Consider the following 15383-nt stretch of genomic DNA (forward strand, 5'->3'; position numbering starts at 1 on the left):
TCTTACCGACCGTCCGGTACCCGCGACACGGGACTGGAACGAACGAAGAAAGCTGTGAGGTCGTCTGCGATGGGGCAGTTCGACGGTTTGCGCCCGGCCAGGCTCAAGGTGGGAATCATCTCCGCCGGACGGGTGGGATCCGCGCTCGGTGTGGCGCTGGAGCGCGCCGACCACGTCGTGGTCGCGTGCAGCGCCGTGTCCCACGCGTCGCGCGAGCGGGCGCGGCGCCGACTGCCCGACACGTTGGTGACGGCGCCGCAGGACGTGGCCGCCGGCGCCGAATTGCTGCTACTGGCCGTTCCCGACAGCGAGCTCGCCGCGCTGGTGTCCGGGTTGGCCGCCACCTCGGCGGTGCGGCCGGGCACCATCGTCGTGCACACGTCCGGCGCCAACGGCGTCGGCATCCTGGCGCCGCTGACCGACGCCGGCTGCACGCCGGTGGCCATCCACCCCGCGATGACGTTCACCGGCTCCGACGAAGACATCAGCCGGCTGCCCGACACCTGCTTCGGCATCACCGCCGCCGACGAGGTCGGGTACGCCATCGGGCAGTCGCTGGTCCTGGAGATGGGCGGCGAGCCGTTCTGCGTCCGCGAGGAGGCCCGCGCCCTCTACCACGCCGCCCTCGCGCACGCCGGCAACCACATCGTCACGGTGCTCGCCGACGCGCTGGAGGCGCTGCGCGCCGCGCTGCGCGGCAGCGAACTGCTCGGGCAGCAGACGGTCGACGACCAGCCCGGCGGCCTCGCCGAACGTATCGTCGGGCCGCTGGCCCGCGCGGCGCTGGACAACACCCTGCTGCGCGGCCAGGCGGCGCTCACCGGGCCGGTCGCCCGTGGGGACGCCGCGGCCGTCGCCGAGCATTTGGCAGCGCTGGGCGACGTCGACGCCGACCTCGCCCGGGCCTACCGCGTCAACGCCCTGCGGACCGCCCAGCGCGCGCACGCCCCCGCCGACGTCGTCGAAGTGCTGGCGCGATGACGGCCCCACGCAAGCCGGCTTTCACCCCAGGCGAACTCAACGTCTACGCGGCGCCGCGCGACGTCACCGACGTCAGCCGCGCGCTGCGCCACACCGGCCGTCGGGTGATGCTGGTGCCCACGATGGGCGCCCTGCACGACGGGCACCTGTCGCTGGTGCGCGCGGCCAAGCGGGTGCCCGGCTCGGTGGTCGTGGTGTCGATCTTTGTCAACCCGCTGCAGTTCGGCGCCGGGGAAGACCTCGAGGCCTACCCCCGGACCCTCGACGACGACCTGGCGCTGCTGCGCGCCGAGGGAGTGGAGATCGTCTTCACCCCGACCGCCGCGGCGATGTATCCCAACGGCCTGCGCACCACCGTGCAGCCCGGCCCGCTGGCCGCCGAGCTCGAGGGCGGCGCCCGGCCCACCCACTTCGCCGGCGTGCTGACCGTGGTGGCCAAGCTGCTGCAGATCGTGCGTCCGGACCGGATCTTCTTCGGCGAGAAGGACTATCAGCAGCTTGTGCTGATCCGGCAGATGGTCGCCGACCTCAACATCGACGTCGCCGTGGTCGGTGTGCCGACGGTGCGGGAAGCCGACGGGCTGGCGATGTCGTCGCGCAACCGCTACCTGGATCCGACGCAGCGGGAACTGGCCGTCGCGCTGTCCGCCGCGCTGACGGCGGGAGCGCACGCCGCGACCCAGGGGCCCCGGGCCGCGCTGGACGCCGCCCGCGCCGTCTTGGATGCCACGCCCGGCCTGGTGCTCGACTACCTGGAGCTGCGCGACGCCGAGCTCGGCCCGGTAGGCGACAACCCTTCCGGCCGGCTGCTGGTCGCCGCCAGGATCGGCAGCACCCGTTTGCTCGACAACGTCTCGATCCAGATCGGAAACTCGCCGGCACCCGTGGGGCCGGACGGGCACGCCCAATCACCTTGGAGGAACTGATGTTACGGACGATGCTCAAGTCGAAAATCCACCGCGCCACCGTCACGCAGTCCGACCTGCACTACGTCGGCTCGGTGACCATCGACGCCGACCTGATGGACGCCGCGGACCTGCTCGAGGGCGAGCAGGTGACCATCGTCGACATCGACAACGGCGCCCGCCTGGTCACCTACGCCATCACCGGCGAGCGCGGCAGCGGCGTCATCGGAATCAACGGCGCCGCAGCGCATTTGGTGCATCCCGGCGACCTGGTGATCCTGATCGCGTACGGCGCCATGGAGGACGCCGAGGCGCGCGCCTACCGGCCGAAGATCGTGTTCGTCGACGCCGCCAACAAGCCCGTCGACCTCGGCCACGACCCGGCATTCGTCCCGGCGGACGCGTCGGAGCTACTCGACCCGCGGATCGGTGCGCGGTAGCCGTGCTGCTCGCCATCGACGTCCGCAACACGCACACCGTCGTCGGACTGATCTCTGGCTCCAAGGAGCACGCAAAGGTCGTGCAGCAGTGGCGGATCCGCACCGAACCGGAGATCACCGCGGACGAATTGGCGCTGACCATCGACGGCCTCATCGGTGACGATTCCGAGCGGCTGACCGGCGCCGCCGCGCTGTCTACCGTCCCGTCGGTGCTGCACGAGGTGCGGATCCTGCTCGACCAGTACTGGCCGTCGGTGCCGCACGTGCTCATCGAGCCCGGCGTCCGCACCGGCATCCCGCTGCTCGTCGACAACCCGAAAGAAGTGGGCGCCGACCGAATCGTCAACTGCCTGGCGGCTTATCACAAGTTCGGCAAGGCGGCCATCGTCGTCGATTTCGGATCCTCCATCTGCGTCGACGTGGTGTCGGCCAAGGGGGAGTTCCTCGGCGGCGCCATCGCCCCCGGAGTCCAGGTCTCGTCGGACGCCGCCGCGGCGCGCTCGGCGGCACTGCGCCGCGTCGAGCTGACCCGCCCCCGTTCGGTGGTCGGGAAGAACACCGTCGAATGCATGCAGGCCGGGGCGGTGTTCGGCTTCGCCGGGCTGGTCGACGGCCTGGTGCAGCGCATCTGCGAGGACGTGAACGGGTTTTCCGGTGACCTGGGGGATCAGTTCGTGGTGGTGGCGACCGGTCACACCGCGCCGCTGCTGCTGCCCGAGCTGCACTGCGTCAGCCACCACGACCAGCACCTCACCCTGCATGGCCTGCGGCTGGTGTTCGAACGCAACCGCGACGCCCAGCGCGGCCGGCTGAAGACCGCGCACTGAGCCGCGTTCCGCGTCGGGCCTTGCGTGCGGCGCGCCGTCAGCTTTGAGTCCGAAAGCACTTTTCAAGCGCCCAGCGCAGGCTCGACGCCGTCGGCGCCGGCTCGACGCCGCGTCCTTTAAGCTGGCACGTCGTGAGCGCTGACCAGCCGGGGGGCGAGCCCGACCTTCCAGAGCAGTTCCGGATCCGCCGGGACAAGCGCGCTCGTCTGCTCGACGAGGGCGTCGATCCCTATCCCGTTGCCGTCGAGCGCACCCACACCCTGGCCGAGGTGCGCGCCGCCCATCCCGACCTGCCCATCGACACCGCCACCGACGACGTCGTCGGCGTCGCCGGCCGGGTCATCTTCGCGCGCAACTCCGGCAAGTTGTGCTTTGCGACACTCCAGGACGGCGACGGCACCACCCTGCAGGTGATGCTGAGCCTCGACAAGGTCGGGAAGCAGGCGCTCGACGCGTGGAAGGCCGACGTCGACCTCGGTGACCTCGTCTTCGTGCACGGCAACGTGATCAGCTCACGACGCGGCGAACTATCGGTGCTGGCCGACTCGTGGCGGATGGCCGCGAAGGCGCTGCGTCCACTGCCGGTCGCGCACAAGGAGATGAGCGAAGAGTCGCGGGTGCGGCAGCGCTACGTCGACCTGATCGTCCGGCCCCAGGCGCGCACGGTGGCGCGGCAACGGATCGCCGTTATCCGCGCGATCCGCAACGCGCTGGAACGGCGCGGCTTTCTCGAAGTCGAAACCCCGATGTTGCAGACGCTGGCCGGCGGGGCGGCGGCCCGGCCGTTCATCACCCATTCCAATGCGCTGGACATCGATCTCTACCTGCGGATCGCGCCGGAACTGTTCCTCAAGCGCTGCATCGTCGGCGGATTCGACAAGGTCTTCGAGCTAAATCGAGTGTTCCGAAACGAGGGGGCCGATTCCACTCATTCTCCGGAATTCTCCATGTTGGAGACGTATCAGACGTACGGCACCTATGACGATTCAGCACTGGTGACACGTGAGCTTATTCAAGAGGTGGCCGACGAGGCGATCGGAACCCGACAACTGCCGTTGCCGGACGGCAGTGTCTACGACATAGACGGCGAATGGGCGTCGATGCAAATGTACCCTTCGCTGTCCGCCGCGCTCGGCGAGGAGATCACACCCGAGACGACCGTCGAACGGCTGTGGTCCATCGCCGACAAGCTGGGGCTGGAGATCCCACGCGACCGCGGTTACGGGCACGGCAAGCTCGTCGAGGAACTGTGGGAGCACACGGTGGGCAACGAGCTGAGCGCGCCCACCTTCGTCAAGGATTTCCCTGTCGAGACAACACCTTTGACCCGCCAGCACCGCAGCATCCCGGGCGTCACCGAGAAGTGGGACCTCTACCTGCGCGGGGTCGAATTGGCCACGGGGTACTCCGAGCTGAACGATCCGATCGTGCAGCGCGAGAGGTTCGCCGCCCAGGCCCGCGCCGCGGCCGCCGGGGACGACGAGGCGATGGCGCTGGACGAAGACTTTCTCGCCGCGCTCGAGTATGGGATGCCGCCGTGCACGGGAACCGGAATGGGTATCGATCGGTTGTTGATGTCTTTGACCGGGTTGTCAATTAGAGACACAGTTTTGTTCCCGATTGTGCGTCCACACAGCAGTTGAAAGCTCAACTGTACGCGTTGCCGCCGGATTGAGTATGCTGCCTTGATATGGCAGATTGGTGACCGGGGAGGTCAGTCCCAACTGCTCAGCAACTGCTCAGGACGAAACGCGAGGGTAAGCCAATGGCGAAAAAAGTGACCGTTACGTTGGTCGATGATTTCGACGGGTCGGGTGCAGCCGACGAAACAGTTGAATTCGGGCTTGACGGGGTGACCTATGAGATTGACCTTTCGTCCAAGAATGCCGCGAAACTCCGCAACGATTTGAAGCAATGGGTCGCCGCGGGCCGTCGCGTCGGCGGCCGCCGGCGCGGCCGTTCCGGCTCGGGCCGCGGGCGCGGCGCGATCGACCGCGAGCAGAGCGCCGCGATCCGCGAGTGGGCGCGCCGCAACGGGCACAACGTGTCCACGCGCGGCCGCATCCCGGCCGACGTCATCGACGCGTTCCACGCGGCCACCTAAGCCGACGGTCAACCGGCGCCCCGGCGTGACGGCTGGGGCGCCGGTTGTTTCACTTTCGCTGGCGGCGAAAACCTCGCCGGCCGACGCGGAAACGCTTTGGTGGTTTTTTCCGTTTAACTGTTGCGGCTTTGTTCAACAGGGGAGACGCGGCCTGGACCGCCAGCCACCGCAACGTTAGGAACCCTGGCCTGGCGACCATTACAGTGGATGGCAGGTACGCGATGCCGAAAGCTGTACCGATGGTGAGGGAGAGCAGGTAACCACCGATGTTCGAAAGATTTACCGACCGTGCCCGCAGGGTGGTCGTCCTGGCGCAAGAAGAGGCCCGGATGCTCAACCACAACTACATCGGCACCGAGCACATCTTGTTGGGCTTGATCCACGAGGGCGAAGGCGTTGCGGCCAAGTCGCTGGAATCGCTGGGGATCTCGCTCGAGGGGGTCCGCAGCCAGGTCGAGGAGATTATCGGCCAGGGCCAGCAGGCGCCGTCGGGCCACATCCCGTTCACCCCGCGCGCCAAGAAGGTCCTGGAGCTCAGCCTGCGCGAGGCGCTGCAACTGGGCCACAACTACATCGGCACCGAGCACATCCTGCTGGGCCTGATCCGCGAGGGCGAGGGCGTGGCCGCGCAGGTGCTGGTCAAGCTGGGCGCCGAGCTGACCCGGGTGCGCCAGCAGGTGATCCAGCTGCTGAGCGGCTACCAGGGCAAGGAGGCCGCGGAGGCCGGCACCGGTGGCCGCGGCGGCGAGTCGGGCAGCCCGTCGACGTCGCTGGTGCTCGACCAGTTCGGGCGCAACCTGACGGCGGCCGCGATGGAGGGCAAGCTGGACCCCGTCATCGGCCGCGAGAAGGAAATCGAGCGGGTGATGCAGGTGCTGAGCCGGCGCACCAAGAACAACCCGGTGCTGATCGGCGAGCCCGGGGTCGGCAAGACGGCCGTGGTCGAGGGACTGGCGCAGGCAATCGTGCACGGCCAGGTCCCGGAGACCTTGAAGGACAAGCAGCTCTACACGCTGGACCTGGGGTCGCTGGTGGCCGGTTCTCGCTACCGGGGTGACTTCGAGGAACGCCTGAAGAAGGTGCTCAAGGAGATCAACACCCGCGGCGACATCATCCTGTTCATCGACGAGCTGCACACGCTGGTCGGTGCCGGCGCCGCCGAGGGCGCGATCGACGCCGCGTCCATCCTGAAGCCCAAGCTGGCCCGGGGTGAGCTGCAGACGATCGGCGCGACCACGCTCGACGAGTACCGCAAGTACATCGAGAAGGACGCCGCCCTGGAGCGCCGGTTCCAGCCGGTGCAGGTCGGGGAGCCGACGGTGGAGCACACCATCGAGATCCTCAAGGGACTGCGCGACCGCTACGAGGCGCACCACCGGGTGTCGATCACCGACTCGGCGATGGTGGCCGCCGCCACGCTGGCCGACCGCTACATCAACGACCGGTTCCTGCCGGACAAGGCGATCGACCTGATCGACGAGGCGGGCGCCCGCATGCGGATCCGCCGGATGACCGCGCCGCCAGACCTGCGCGAGTTCGACGAGAAGATCGCCGAGGCGCGCCGCGAGAAGGAATCGGCGATCGACGCCCAGGACTTCGAGAAGGCGGCCAGCCTGCGCGACCGCGAAAAGCAGCTGGTGGCCCAGCGGGCCGAGCGCGAAAAGCAGTGGCGTTCGGGCGATCTCGACGTGGTCGCCGAGGTCGACGACGAGCAGATCGCCGAGGTGCTGGGCAACTGGACCGGCATCCCGGTGTTCAAGCTGACCGAGGCCGAGACCACGCGCCTGCTGCGCATGGAGGACGAGCTGCACAAGCGGATCATCGGCCAGGAGGACGCGGTCAAGGCCGTGTCGAAGGCGATCCGCCGCACCCGCGCCGGGTTAAAGGACCCGAAGCGGCCGTCGGGCTCGTTCATCTTCGCCGGCCCGTCGGGTGTCGGTAAGACCGAGCTGTCCAAGGCGCTGGCCAACTTCCTGTTCGGCGACGACGACGCGCTCATCCAGATCGACATGGGCGAGTTCCACGACCGGTTCACCGCGTCGCGGCTGTTCGGCGCCCCGCCGGGATACGTCGGCTACGAGGAGGGCGGCCAACTCACCGAGAAAGTGCGGCGCAAGCCGTTCTCGGTGGTGCTGTTCGACGAGATCGAGAAGGCGCACCAGGAGATCTACAACAGCCTGTTGCAGGTGCTCGAGGACGGCCGGCTCACCGACGGCCAGGGCCGCACGGTCGACTTCAAGAACACCGTGCTGATCTTCACGTCCAACCTCGGCACGTCCGACATCTCCAAGCCGGTGGGCCTGGGCTTCACCCAGGGTGGCGGTGAGAACAACTACGAGCGGATGAAGCAGAAGGTCAACGACGAGCTGAAGAAGCACTTCCGCCCGGAGTTCCTCAACCGCATCGACGACATCATCGTCTTCCACCAGCTGACCCGCGACGAGATCATCCGGATGGTCGACCTGATGATCAGCCGGGTCGCGGGCCAGCTCAAGAGCAAGGACATGGATCTGGAGCTGACCGACAAGGCCAAGGCGTTGCTGGCCAAGCGCGGCTTCGACCCGGTGCTGGGTGCCCGCCCGCTGCGGCGCACCATCCAGCGCGAGATCGAGGACCAGCTGTCCGAAAAGATCCTTTTCGAGGAGGTCGGACCCGGTCAGGTCGTCACGGTCGACGTCGACAACTGGGACGGCGAGGGCTCCGGCGAGGACGCGGTGTTCACGTTCACCGGGACTCGCAAGCCGCCGCCCGAGCCGGATCTCGCCAAGGCCGGGGCGCACGCCGCACCCGAAACGCAGTAGCGATGGCAGCAAACGGGCGGTTGATCCCTGACGGGATTGGCCGCCCGTTTCGCTGTGTGAGGACGCCGGTGCGCGCGGTCCCGGTCACCGATGGCGCCGAGCACACCGCAAGCAAGCCGGGGGTGCGGCGTCGCCCCGCCGCGGCACCCACGACCGGTCTACACTGACCACACGACAAATCGATGGGCAACGGAATCCTGGTGAAATCCCAGAACGGTCGCGCCACTGTCACAGTCAGACCCGTGGCCCGTCGACATCCACCAAGCGGGACGCGGCATCCCCGGAAGGAGCCATCCATGTCTAATCGCCCTGCGGCGTCGGCCCGCACCCGGTCGGTCGATCTCTCGGCGGCCAGCGCCGCGCTATGGCTGGCGGCGACCGCCTTCCTGGCGCTGCTGGCGCTGTACTTCGTCGGGATCGACCAGGGTGCGGTGTCGTTGTTCGGCAGCGACTCGCACGTCCACGAATTCGTCCACGACGCGCGCCACCTGCTCGGCTTCCCCTGCCACTGATCGCGTGGAGAAGCGGCTGATCGCGCGCGGTCTGCTGGCCGGCGCAGTCGGGGCCGTGCTGGCGTTCCTGTTCGCGCGCGTCTGCGCCGAGCCGGCGATCGGCCGCGCGATCGCCTTCGAGGATGGCCGCGCCGACGCCGAAAACGCCCACGGTGTGCACGAGCACGGCGCGGAGCTGTTCACTCGCGGGGTGCAGGCCAACGCCGGCTTGGGATTCGGGGTGCTGATCTTCGGTGTCGCGATGGGCGCCCTGCTCGCGGTGGTGTTCTGCGTCCTCGCCGGCCGCGCGAGGGGCATTGGGGCGCGCCGGCTTTCGCTGCTGTTGGCGGCGGGCGCCTTCGTCGCGGTGTATCTGGTGCCGTTCGTCAAATACCCGCCCAACCCGCCGGCGGTGGGCCAGGCCGACACAATCCGCGCGCGCACCGGCTGGTATCTGGTGATGGTGCTGGCATCAGTGGTGCTCGCGGCGGGCGCCGTGTGGCTGGCGCGCCGCCTCGATGCCCGGCTCGGCGCATGGAACGGAACGCTGGTCGCGGCGGGGGCTTATTTGGTGGCCGTCGCGGTAGTCGGGGTGGTGCTGCCCGCCGTCGACGAGACGCCCGGCCCGTTGCGCGACGCCTCCGGCGCGATCGCGTATCCGGGCTTTCCCGCCGACGTGCTCTACGAGTTCAGGTTGGTCTCGCTGGGCGCGCAGCTGGTGTTGTGGGCCGCCATCGGTTTGGTGTTCGGGACGCTTGCCCGACGGGCGCTGGAGGAACGAGTCCCCGCGTGAGCGGCGTCGTCCGGCTGACGATGGTCTCGCACGCGATGACCGACGCCATGGCCGCCGGGCGTTTTCCCGCCGACGAACCCCTGAACGACATCGGCGGGCGGCGGGTGAAAAGCCTTGACACCAAAGCCGACAACCGTCACCTGACCGCACCCGAGCGCCGTGCCCGCCAAACCGCGCAACTGTTGGGGCTGCGCGCCGACACGGAGCCCCGGCTGGCCGACCTCGACTGCGGGCAGTGGCGCGGGCGCACGCTCAAACAGCTCAGCCCCGAAGACCTCGCGGCGTGGCTGACCGAACCGGCCCGCGCGCCGCATGGCGGTGAGTCGATCGTCGAGCTGATCCAGCGGGTGGCCGGCTGGCTGGAGTCACTCACCGAGCACACGGTCGCGGTGACCCATCCGGCGGTGATCCGGGCCGCCATCCTGCACGCCCTCGCCGCGCCGCCGACCGCCTTCTGGCGCATCGACATTGCGCCGGTCAGCTGCACGGTGCTGCATTTCCGTGACGGCCGCTGGACGCTGCGTTTGTGACGTGGTCATTTCACCGGGATCGGAGACGTCCAGAACGACGGCGCCCGCGCCGCTAGCGCGGTGCAATAAGCGCAAAGACCTGCTTGGCGACCTGCAACATCCAGCCCGTGACGTTCGGCCCGTGATCGCGGGGCCAGTTCAGCTGGAAGCTGACCACCCACGGCTGGCCGGTCTTGTCGACGGCGTACCAGCTGAACGTCAGATCACCGGGCAGGCCACCGGCTTTCGCACCGATGTACGGCCACACGTTGCGGTCGAGCTGGATACCCGACACCGCCGAGAGGATCTGCCGGACCGGCGCCGCCGCGCCGACCGCGTCGGCCTGCAGCGCCGCGTGGACGCGGCAGATGTCCTCGGCGTTGCCGTACCACTCCGCGCCGAAGCTCGAGGCCGGGGTGTGCGCGCGAGTCGGATCCGGATGATACGGAGTCGAATTCGCCTGCTCCAGCAGCCGGGCGCGGACTTGGGGCGATCCGCGCTTCCATTGGTCACGCAGATCCGGCTGACCCCAGCCGACGGAAAACAGCTCGTACATGGTGGGAAACGGCGTCATGCTGGCCGGGTCGTGATGGCCGGCGGTGACGAGCGCGTCCTCGACGGCGTGGGTGCCCATCCGCTCGATCAGCAGGTCCGTGGCCATGTTGTCGCTCGTGGCGATCATTTTCTCCGCCGCCGTGCGGACCGAAACATGGTCTCCCGCAGTCAAAGCCAGGCCAGACGAGCCCACGGCCGTGCTCTTGTCGGTGACTGTCATCTGGTCGTCCCACGACACGGTCCCGCTTTTGACCGCACCGGCCAGGGCGTGCAGCACGTACAGCTTGAAAATCGATGCCAGCGGCAAGGATTCGCCGGTGTTGGTTCCGGCGACCGGGTCGCAGTGCCCGTCGTCGACCTTGGCGACCTGGTACGAATAGCGGGCGCCGGTCTTACCCAACACCGCGTCGACGTCGTGCCACGAGCTGACCTTCGGCGCCTGGGTGTCGACGTCGAACCGGTCGACGCGGCCGTCGTCGTCGGTGTGTATCCGGATGTCTTGTCGCGCGCCGTACGAAGAGATCAGGTGCAGCGTGGCCACGCTGGCGCTGATGTCCACGCCGTCGAGGGTGAAGGGGCGGTCCCACCACAACCCCTCCATGGTGGTTTTGACCGTGTCGACCTTGTCGGGCGCGGCCAAGGTGCCGACCCCGATTGGGCCGATGGGCCAGTCGGAGTTGAGCATGTCCAGCGTCTGCTGCGCCCGGATGCCGGGGGGCGTCCGGGTGTCAATCTGGCGGCCCGGATCCGCGGCGTTCGCATGCGGGGAGGGGGGCGGTGCGCAACCCGGCGCCAGGGTCACCACCAGTGCCGCGGCGGCGCTCAACGCCGCGACGCGGCGCCGCGCCGGCCGAGCGCTAGTCAGTCTGGTCGTTCCCGGCAACGTCCAGCACGACCTCGAATTCCAGCAGCGATGCGCCAGTCGCCACCGGGTCGGCGCGGTGCCCGGCATGGGCCTCGATGGCGGGGCCGGTCGCCCACGCCTGGAACGCCTCGTCGGACTCCCAGTGCGTCAGCACGAAGTAGCGGTCCTCGCCCTTGATCGGGCGTAGCAGCTGGAAGCCGAGGAAGCCGGGTTGGTTCTCCACGGCGTGCGCGCGGTGGGCGAACCGCTTTTCCAGTTCGGGACCGGCATCCGCCGGAACCTCGATTGCGTTAATCTTCACCACTTGCGGCATTCCGCTAGGCTACCGCGACCCTCCACTTGCCGGGATCGAGGGCGGGCCACGCAAGATGGTGTCATGCCCAGCGATCTGCTGACCTGCCACGGAGGCCGCGGCGAACCGCTGGTGCTGGTCCACGGCCTGATGGGGCGGGGCACCACTTGGCCGCGTCAGCTTCCGTGGCTGACGCGGCTGGGCACCGTGTACACCTACGACGCCCCGTGGCACCGCGGCCGTGACGTCGAGGATCCGCACCCGATCAGCACCGAACGCTTCGTGGCCGACCTGGCCGAGGCGGTCGCCGGGGTGGGTGCGCCGGCCAGGCTGGTCGGGCACTCCATGGGCGCATTGCATTCGTGGTGCCTGGCCGCCGATCACCCGGAGCTGGTTTCGGCGCTGGTGGTCGAGGACATGGCGCCGGACTTCCGCGGCCGCACCACCGGGCCGTGGGAGCCGTGGCTGCACGCGCTGCCCGTCGAATTCGGTTCCGCCGAGCAGGTTTACGCCGAATTCGGGCCCGTCGCCGGGCGGTACTTCCTGGACGCCTTCGACCGCACCGAGACCGGTTGGCGGTTGCACGGCCACACCTCGCGATGGATCGAGATCGCCGCGGAGTGGGGCACCCGCGACTACTGGGCGCAGTGGCGAGACGCGCGGGTGCCGGCGCTGCTCATCGAGGCCGGCAACTCCGTCACCCCGCCGGGCCAGATGCGCACCATGGCCGAAACCGGTGCCGCCACTCGCTATCTGCGTGTCCCGCACGCCGGTCACCTGATCCACGACGAGGCGCCTGAGGCGTACCGCCAAGCGGTCGAGTCGTTCCTGAGCGTCACCGCCGACCGGTGAGGCCCACCGCCACGACCGTACTGATGGGATTTCGGCAGCCCGAGGTGGCGGCGACGAGCACGGTGGCGTGCCGGCTGCGGCGATGAACCGGCCCGGGTGGGCCCGAAGCCGCACACCTGATAAGTTCTTCAACTGTTAAAACGTAGGAATTATCGAGTCTTCAGGAGAACTGTGGTGTCCGAGCCGCTCAACAAGGTCAAGGCCGAGTTCTTCAAGACGTTGGGCCATCCGGCGCGCATCAGGGTTCTCGAGCTTCTCGTCACCGGGGACAAAACGGTCGCCGAACTGCTACCCGAGGTCGGGCTGGAGTCGTCGAATCTGTCCCAGCAGTTGGGCGTGTTGCGCCGCGCCGGTGTTGTCGACGCGCACCGAGACGGCAACACGATGATCTACTCGCTCGCCTCACCCGATATCGCCGAACTGCTCTTGGTGGCCCGCAAGGCGCTCACCGGGGTGCTCAGCGACCGTGTGGCGGTGTTGGAGGACCTGCGCGCCGGAAGCGCGCAGTAGCGGCCATGGGTTGGATTCGTAAGGCGTTTGCCATCGGTCGGATCGCCGAGCCGGCCCCCGCCCGGCCGCCGCTGACAGCGGAACCTATTGCGGGAGTGCGTGGTTCGCTGCAACTCCGACACGTCGATGCCGGTTCGTGCAACGCCTGTGAGGTGGAGGTCTCGGGCGCGTTCGGGCCGGTATATGACGCCGAGCGGTTCGGCGCCCGGTTGGTGGCCTCGCCGCGCCACGCGGACGCGCTGCTGGTGACCGGTGTCGTGACCCGAAACATGGCGGGGCCCTTGAGGGCAACGCTCGAGGCGACGCCGCACCCGCGGCGGGTGATCGCCTGCGGGGATTGCGCCTGCAACGGCGGCGTGTTCACCGACGGCTATGGCGTGGTCGGCGCGGTGGCGGACGTGGTGCCCGTCGATCTGGAAATACCCGGATGTCCGCCGACCCCGGCGGAGATCGTCGCGGCGCTGAGATCGGTCACCGGCAAGTGACCGCCGCACTGGCGACCGAGGCGGCACCCGCGCCAGATCCGATGGTCAGCAAGGACTTTGGGCCCTTCATTGCGGGAGTGCTGACGTCGTTGCTGGGGGGCCTGGGCCTGTGGGCGGGGTTGCTGGGGGTGTCGGGGTCGGTTCGTTCGGTGCGGATCGGCTGGTTGGTTCCCCTTTCCGGGGTGCAGCTGAACCTGGACCCGTTGGGCGGGTTCTTCATGACCATCACCGGCGCGGTCATGGTCGCCGTCGGGATGTACGTGATCGGCTACGGCCGTCACGGGCACCTGAGCCGGTTCGCCCTTGCGGTGCTGCCGGCGTTCGGCGCGGCGATGCTGCTGCTGCCCGCCGCGGGCTCGGTGACCACCTTCCTGCTGGCCTGGGAGCTGATGGCGGTCACGTCGCTGGTGCTGGTGCTGGCCGATCACACCCGACCGGAGGTTCGGTCCGCCGCGCTGGTGTACGCGGTCATGACGCAGGCGGGGTTCGCGGTGATCCTGGTCGGACTGATGGTGCTGGCCGCGGCCGGGCACGCGGACCGGTTCGCCGATTTCCGAAGCGTTCCGGACGGCGTGCGCACTGCGGTCTTCCTGTTGACGGTGGCGGGGTTCGGGTCGAAGGCCGGGCTGGTGCCCCTGCACGCCTGGCTGCCGCGCGCCCACCCGGAGGCCCCCAGCGCGGTGTCGGCGCTGATGAGCGCGGCCATGGTCAACATGGGCGTGTACGGCATCTGCCGCGTCGACCTGCAGCTGCTGGGCCCGGGACCACGGTGGTGGGGACTCGTGTTGATGGTCTTCGGCGGGGCGTCGGCGCTTTACGGCGTCGTCGAGGCTTCGGTCGCCACGGATCTCAAACGGCTGCTTGCCTATTCGACGACCGAGAACCTGGGCTTGGTCACGCTGGCCTTGGGCGCGGCGACGTTGTTCGCGGCCTCGGGCGCGCACGCACAGGCGACGATCGCCGCGGCCGCGGCCATGCTGCACCTGGTCGCGCACGCCGCGTTCAAGAGCCTCGGGTTCATGGCCGCCGGCTCGGTCCTGGTCGCCACCGGCCTGCGCGACCTTGACCGGCTGGGTGGGCTGGCCCGCCGAATGCCGTTGACCACCACCATGTTCGGGGTGGCCGCCCTGGGGGCGTGCGGGCTCCCCCTGGGCGCCGGCTTCGTCAGCGAATGGCTGCTCGTCCAGTCGCTGATCCACACCGCGCCCGGGCCCGGCACCGTTTTGGCGCTGGCCGCGCCGCTGGCGGTGGGCGCGGTCGCCCTCACCACGGGGGTGGGGGTCGCCGCGATGGTCAAGGCGTTCGGCATCGGATTCCTCGCACGGCCGCGCGACCCGCGGGCCGCCCGGGCGAGCGAGGCTCCCCGCGCGATGCTGGCCGGCATGGTCGCCGCGGCGGCCGGTTGCGTCGTGCTGGCGGTGGCGCCGTCGGTGGTGGCACCCGCGCTGCGTCGGGTGATCGCCGCGCTGCCGGCCGGCCGCGCCGTGCAATTGGGCGATTTCGGTGCCGTGGTGCGCCTGCCGCTGTTGCAGGGTTCGATCGCGCCCGCGGTGATTGCCGGCGGTGTCTGCGTTGCGTCAGCGACCGTCGCGGTGGTGTCCCGGTGCCGGCGGGGCCGACCGGCTCCGGTGACATCGCCGCTATGGGCTTGCGGCGCAGACGGTCTCACCGCCCGGATGGAATACACGGCGACCTCTTTTGCCGAGCCGCTGCAACGGATCTTCGACGATGTCCTGCGCCCCGACACCGATATCGAGATCACCCACGTCGCCGAATCGCGGTATCTGGCCGACAAGATCACGTTCCGAACCCGGATCGCCGACGCCATCGAGGAGCGCCTGTACGCGCCGGTGACCCGGGCGGTGCGGGCCGCGGCCGAAGCGGTGCGGCGCGCCCACAACGGCAGCGTGCACCTGTATTTGTCCTACGGCGCGCTGGGCGTGCTGATCGTGCTGGTGGTCGCCCGATGAACG

General features: G+C 69.1%; 16 protein-coding genes. 14 read left to right on the forward strand and 2 right to left on the reverse strand.

All coding sequences use genetic code 11. The annotated features are described in order from the left end of the window. The first annotated feature begins 69 nt into the window (after positions 1-69). The 10 genes from AWC19_RS18200 (at position 70) to AWC19_RS18245 (ending at position 9872) form a co-directional block, all read left to right on the forward strand. Entirely contained in the window at positions 70-981 is a 912-nt protein-coding gene (locus tag AWC19_RS18200; RefSeq protein WP_085079453.1) for a Rossmann-like and DUF2520 domain-containing protein, read from the forward strand. Next, positions 978-1907 (forward strand): pantoate--beta-alanine ligase, encoded by a 930-nt coding sequence (panC, locus tag AWC19_RS18205; protein WP_085079454.1) that lies wholly within the window; start codon positions 978-980, stop codon positions 1905-1907. The genes AWC19_RS18200 and panC overlap by 4 nt, the downstream gene beginning before the upstream one ends. Continuing rightward, positions 1907-2326 carry an aspartate 1-decarboxylase gene (gene panD, locus AWC19_RS18210; RefSeq protein WP_085079455.1) on the forward strand — a complete coding sequence of 140 codons (420 nt, stop codon included), beginning with the start codon at positions 1907-1909 and terminating at the stop codon, positions 2324-2326. The genes panC and panD overlap by 1 nt, the downstream gene beginning before the upstream one ends. Positions 2327-2328: 2 nt before the next feature. Beyond that, positions 2329-3153, forward strand: a complete 825-nt coding sequence (locus AWC19_RS18215) for a type III pantothenate kinase (protein WP_085079456.1) — start codon at positions 2329-2331, stop codon at positions 3151-3153. A 131-nt stretch (positions 3154-3284) separates the two neighbouring features. Further along, on the forward strand, positions 3285-4796 hold the full coding sequence (lysS, locus tag AWC19_RS18220; protein WP_085079457.1) for a lysine--tRNA ligase: 1512 nt from the start codon (positions 3285-3287) through the stop codon (positions 4794-4796). Positions 4797-4918: 122 nt separating this feature from the next. After that, positions 4919-5257, forward strand: coding sequence for a histone-like nucleoid-structuring protein Lsr2 (gene lsr2, locus AWC19_RS18225; protein ID WP_085079458.1), 339 nt, complete (start codon positions 4919-4921; stop codon positions 5255-5257). Between the two features lie 266 nt (positions 5258-5523). Then, entirely contained in the window at positions 5524-8058 is a 2535-nt protein-coding gene (gene clpC1, locus AWC19_RS18230; protein WP_085079459.1) for an ATP-dependent protease ATP-binding subunit ClpC, read from the forward strand. Positions 8059-8354: 296 nt separating this feature from the next. Further along, on the forward strand, positions 8355-8570 hold the full coding sequence (locus AWC19_RS18235) for a CbtB domain-containing protein (protein ID WP_085079460.1): 216 nt from the start codon (positions 8355-8357) through the stop codon (positions 8568-8570). Between the two features lie 4 nt (positions 8571-8574). Further along, positions 8575-9342: a CbtA family protein gene (locus AWC19_RS18240; protein WP_085079461.1), complete on the forward strand. Its 768-nt coding sequence runs from the start codon at positions 8575-8577 to the stop codon at positions 9340-9342. After that, positions 9339-9872, forward strand: a complete 534-nt coding sequence (locus AWC19_RS18245) for a histidine phosphatase family protein (protein ID WP_085079462.1) — start codon at positions 9339-9341, stop codon at positions 9870-9872. Before AWC19_RS18240 ends, AWC19_RS18245 begins: the two co-directional genes overlap by 4 nt. A gap of 52 nt (positions 9873-9924) precedes the next feature. On the opposite strand, the gene AWC19_RS18250 is transcribed toward AWC19_RS18245, so the two are convergent. Both AWC19_RS18250 and mhuD read right to left on the reverse strand, forming a co-directional pair. Continuing rightward, entirely contained in the window at positions 9925-11289 is a 1365-nt protein-coding gene (locus tag AWC19_RS18250) for a serine hydrolase (protein WP_085079463.1), read from the reverse strand. Further along, the gene (mhuD, locus tag AWC19_RS18255) at positions 11264-11584 is read right to left on the reverse strand and encodes a mycobilin-forming heme oxygenase MhuD (protein WP_085079464.1); all 321 of its coding nucleotides are present in this window, start codon (positions 11582-11584) and stop codon (positions 11264-11266) included. The genes AWC19_RS18250 and mhuD overlap by 26 nt, the downstream gene beginning before the upstream one ends. A 63-nt stretch (positions 11585-11647) precedes the next feature. Here mhuD and AWC19_RS18260 point away from each other — a divergent pair, with 63 nt between their 5' ends. The 4 genes from AWC19_RS18260 to AWC19_RS18275 all read left to right on the forward strand — a co-directional run bounded on the left by AWC19_RS18260 (position 11648) and on the right by AWC19_RS18275 (position 15380). After that, positions 11648-12415 (forward strand): alpha/beta fold hydrolase, encoded by a 768-nt coding sequence (locus tag AWC19_RS18260; RefSeq protein ID WP_085079465.1) that lies wholly within the window; start codon positions 11648-11650, stop codon positions 12413-12415. Between the two features lie 171 nt (positions 12416-12586). Further along, positions 12587-12925 (forward strand): ArsR/SmtB family transcription factor, encoded by a 339-nt coding sequence (locus tag AWC19_RS18265; protein ID WP_142281282.1) that lies wholly within the window; start codon positions 12587-12589, stop codon positions 12923-12925. A 5-nt stretch (positions 12926-12930) separates the two neighbouring features. After that, positions 12931-13410 carry an NADH-quinone oxidoreductase subunit B family protein gene (locus AWC19_RS18270; RefSeq protein WP_085079466.1) on the forward strand — a complete coding sequence of 160 codons (480 nt, stop codon included), beginning with the start codon at positions 12931-12933 and terminating at the stop codon, positions 13408-13410. Positions 13411-13451: 41 nt separating this feature from the next. Then, a complete protein-coding gene (locus AWC19_RS18275; protein WP_085079488.1) occupies positions 13452-15380 on the forward strand; it encodes a proton-conducting transporter transmembrane domain-containing protein in 1929 nt (642 codons plus the stop codon). Positions 15381-15383: the final 3 nt, after the last annotated feature.

It is taken from the genome of Mycobacterium palustre (assembly GCF_002101785.1).
Lineage (GTDB): Bacteria > Actinomycetota > Actinomycetes > Mycobacteriales > Mycobacteriaceae > Mycobacterium > Mycobacterium palustre.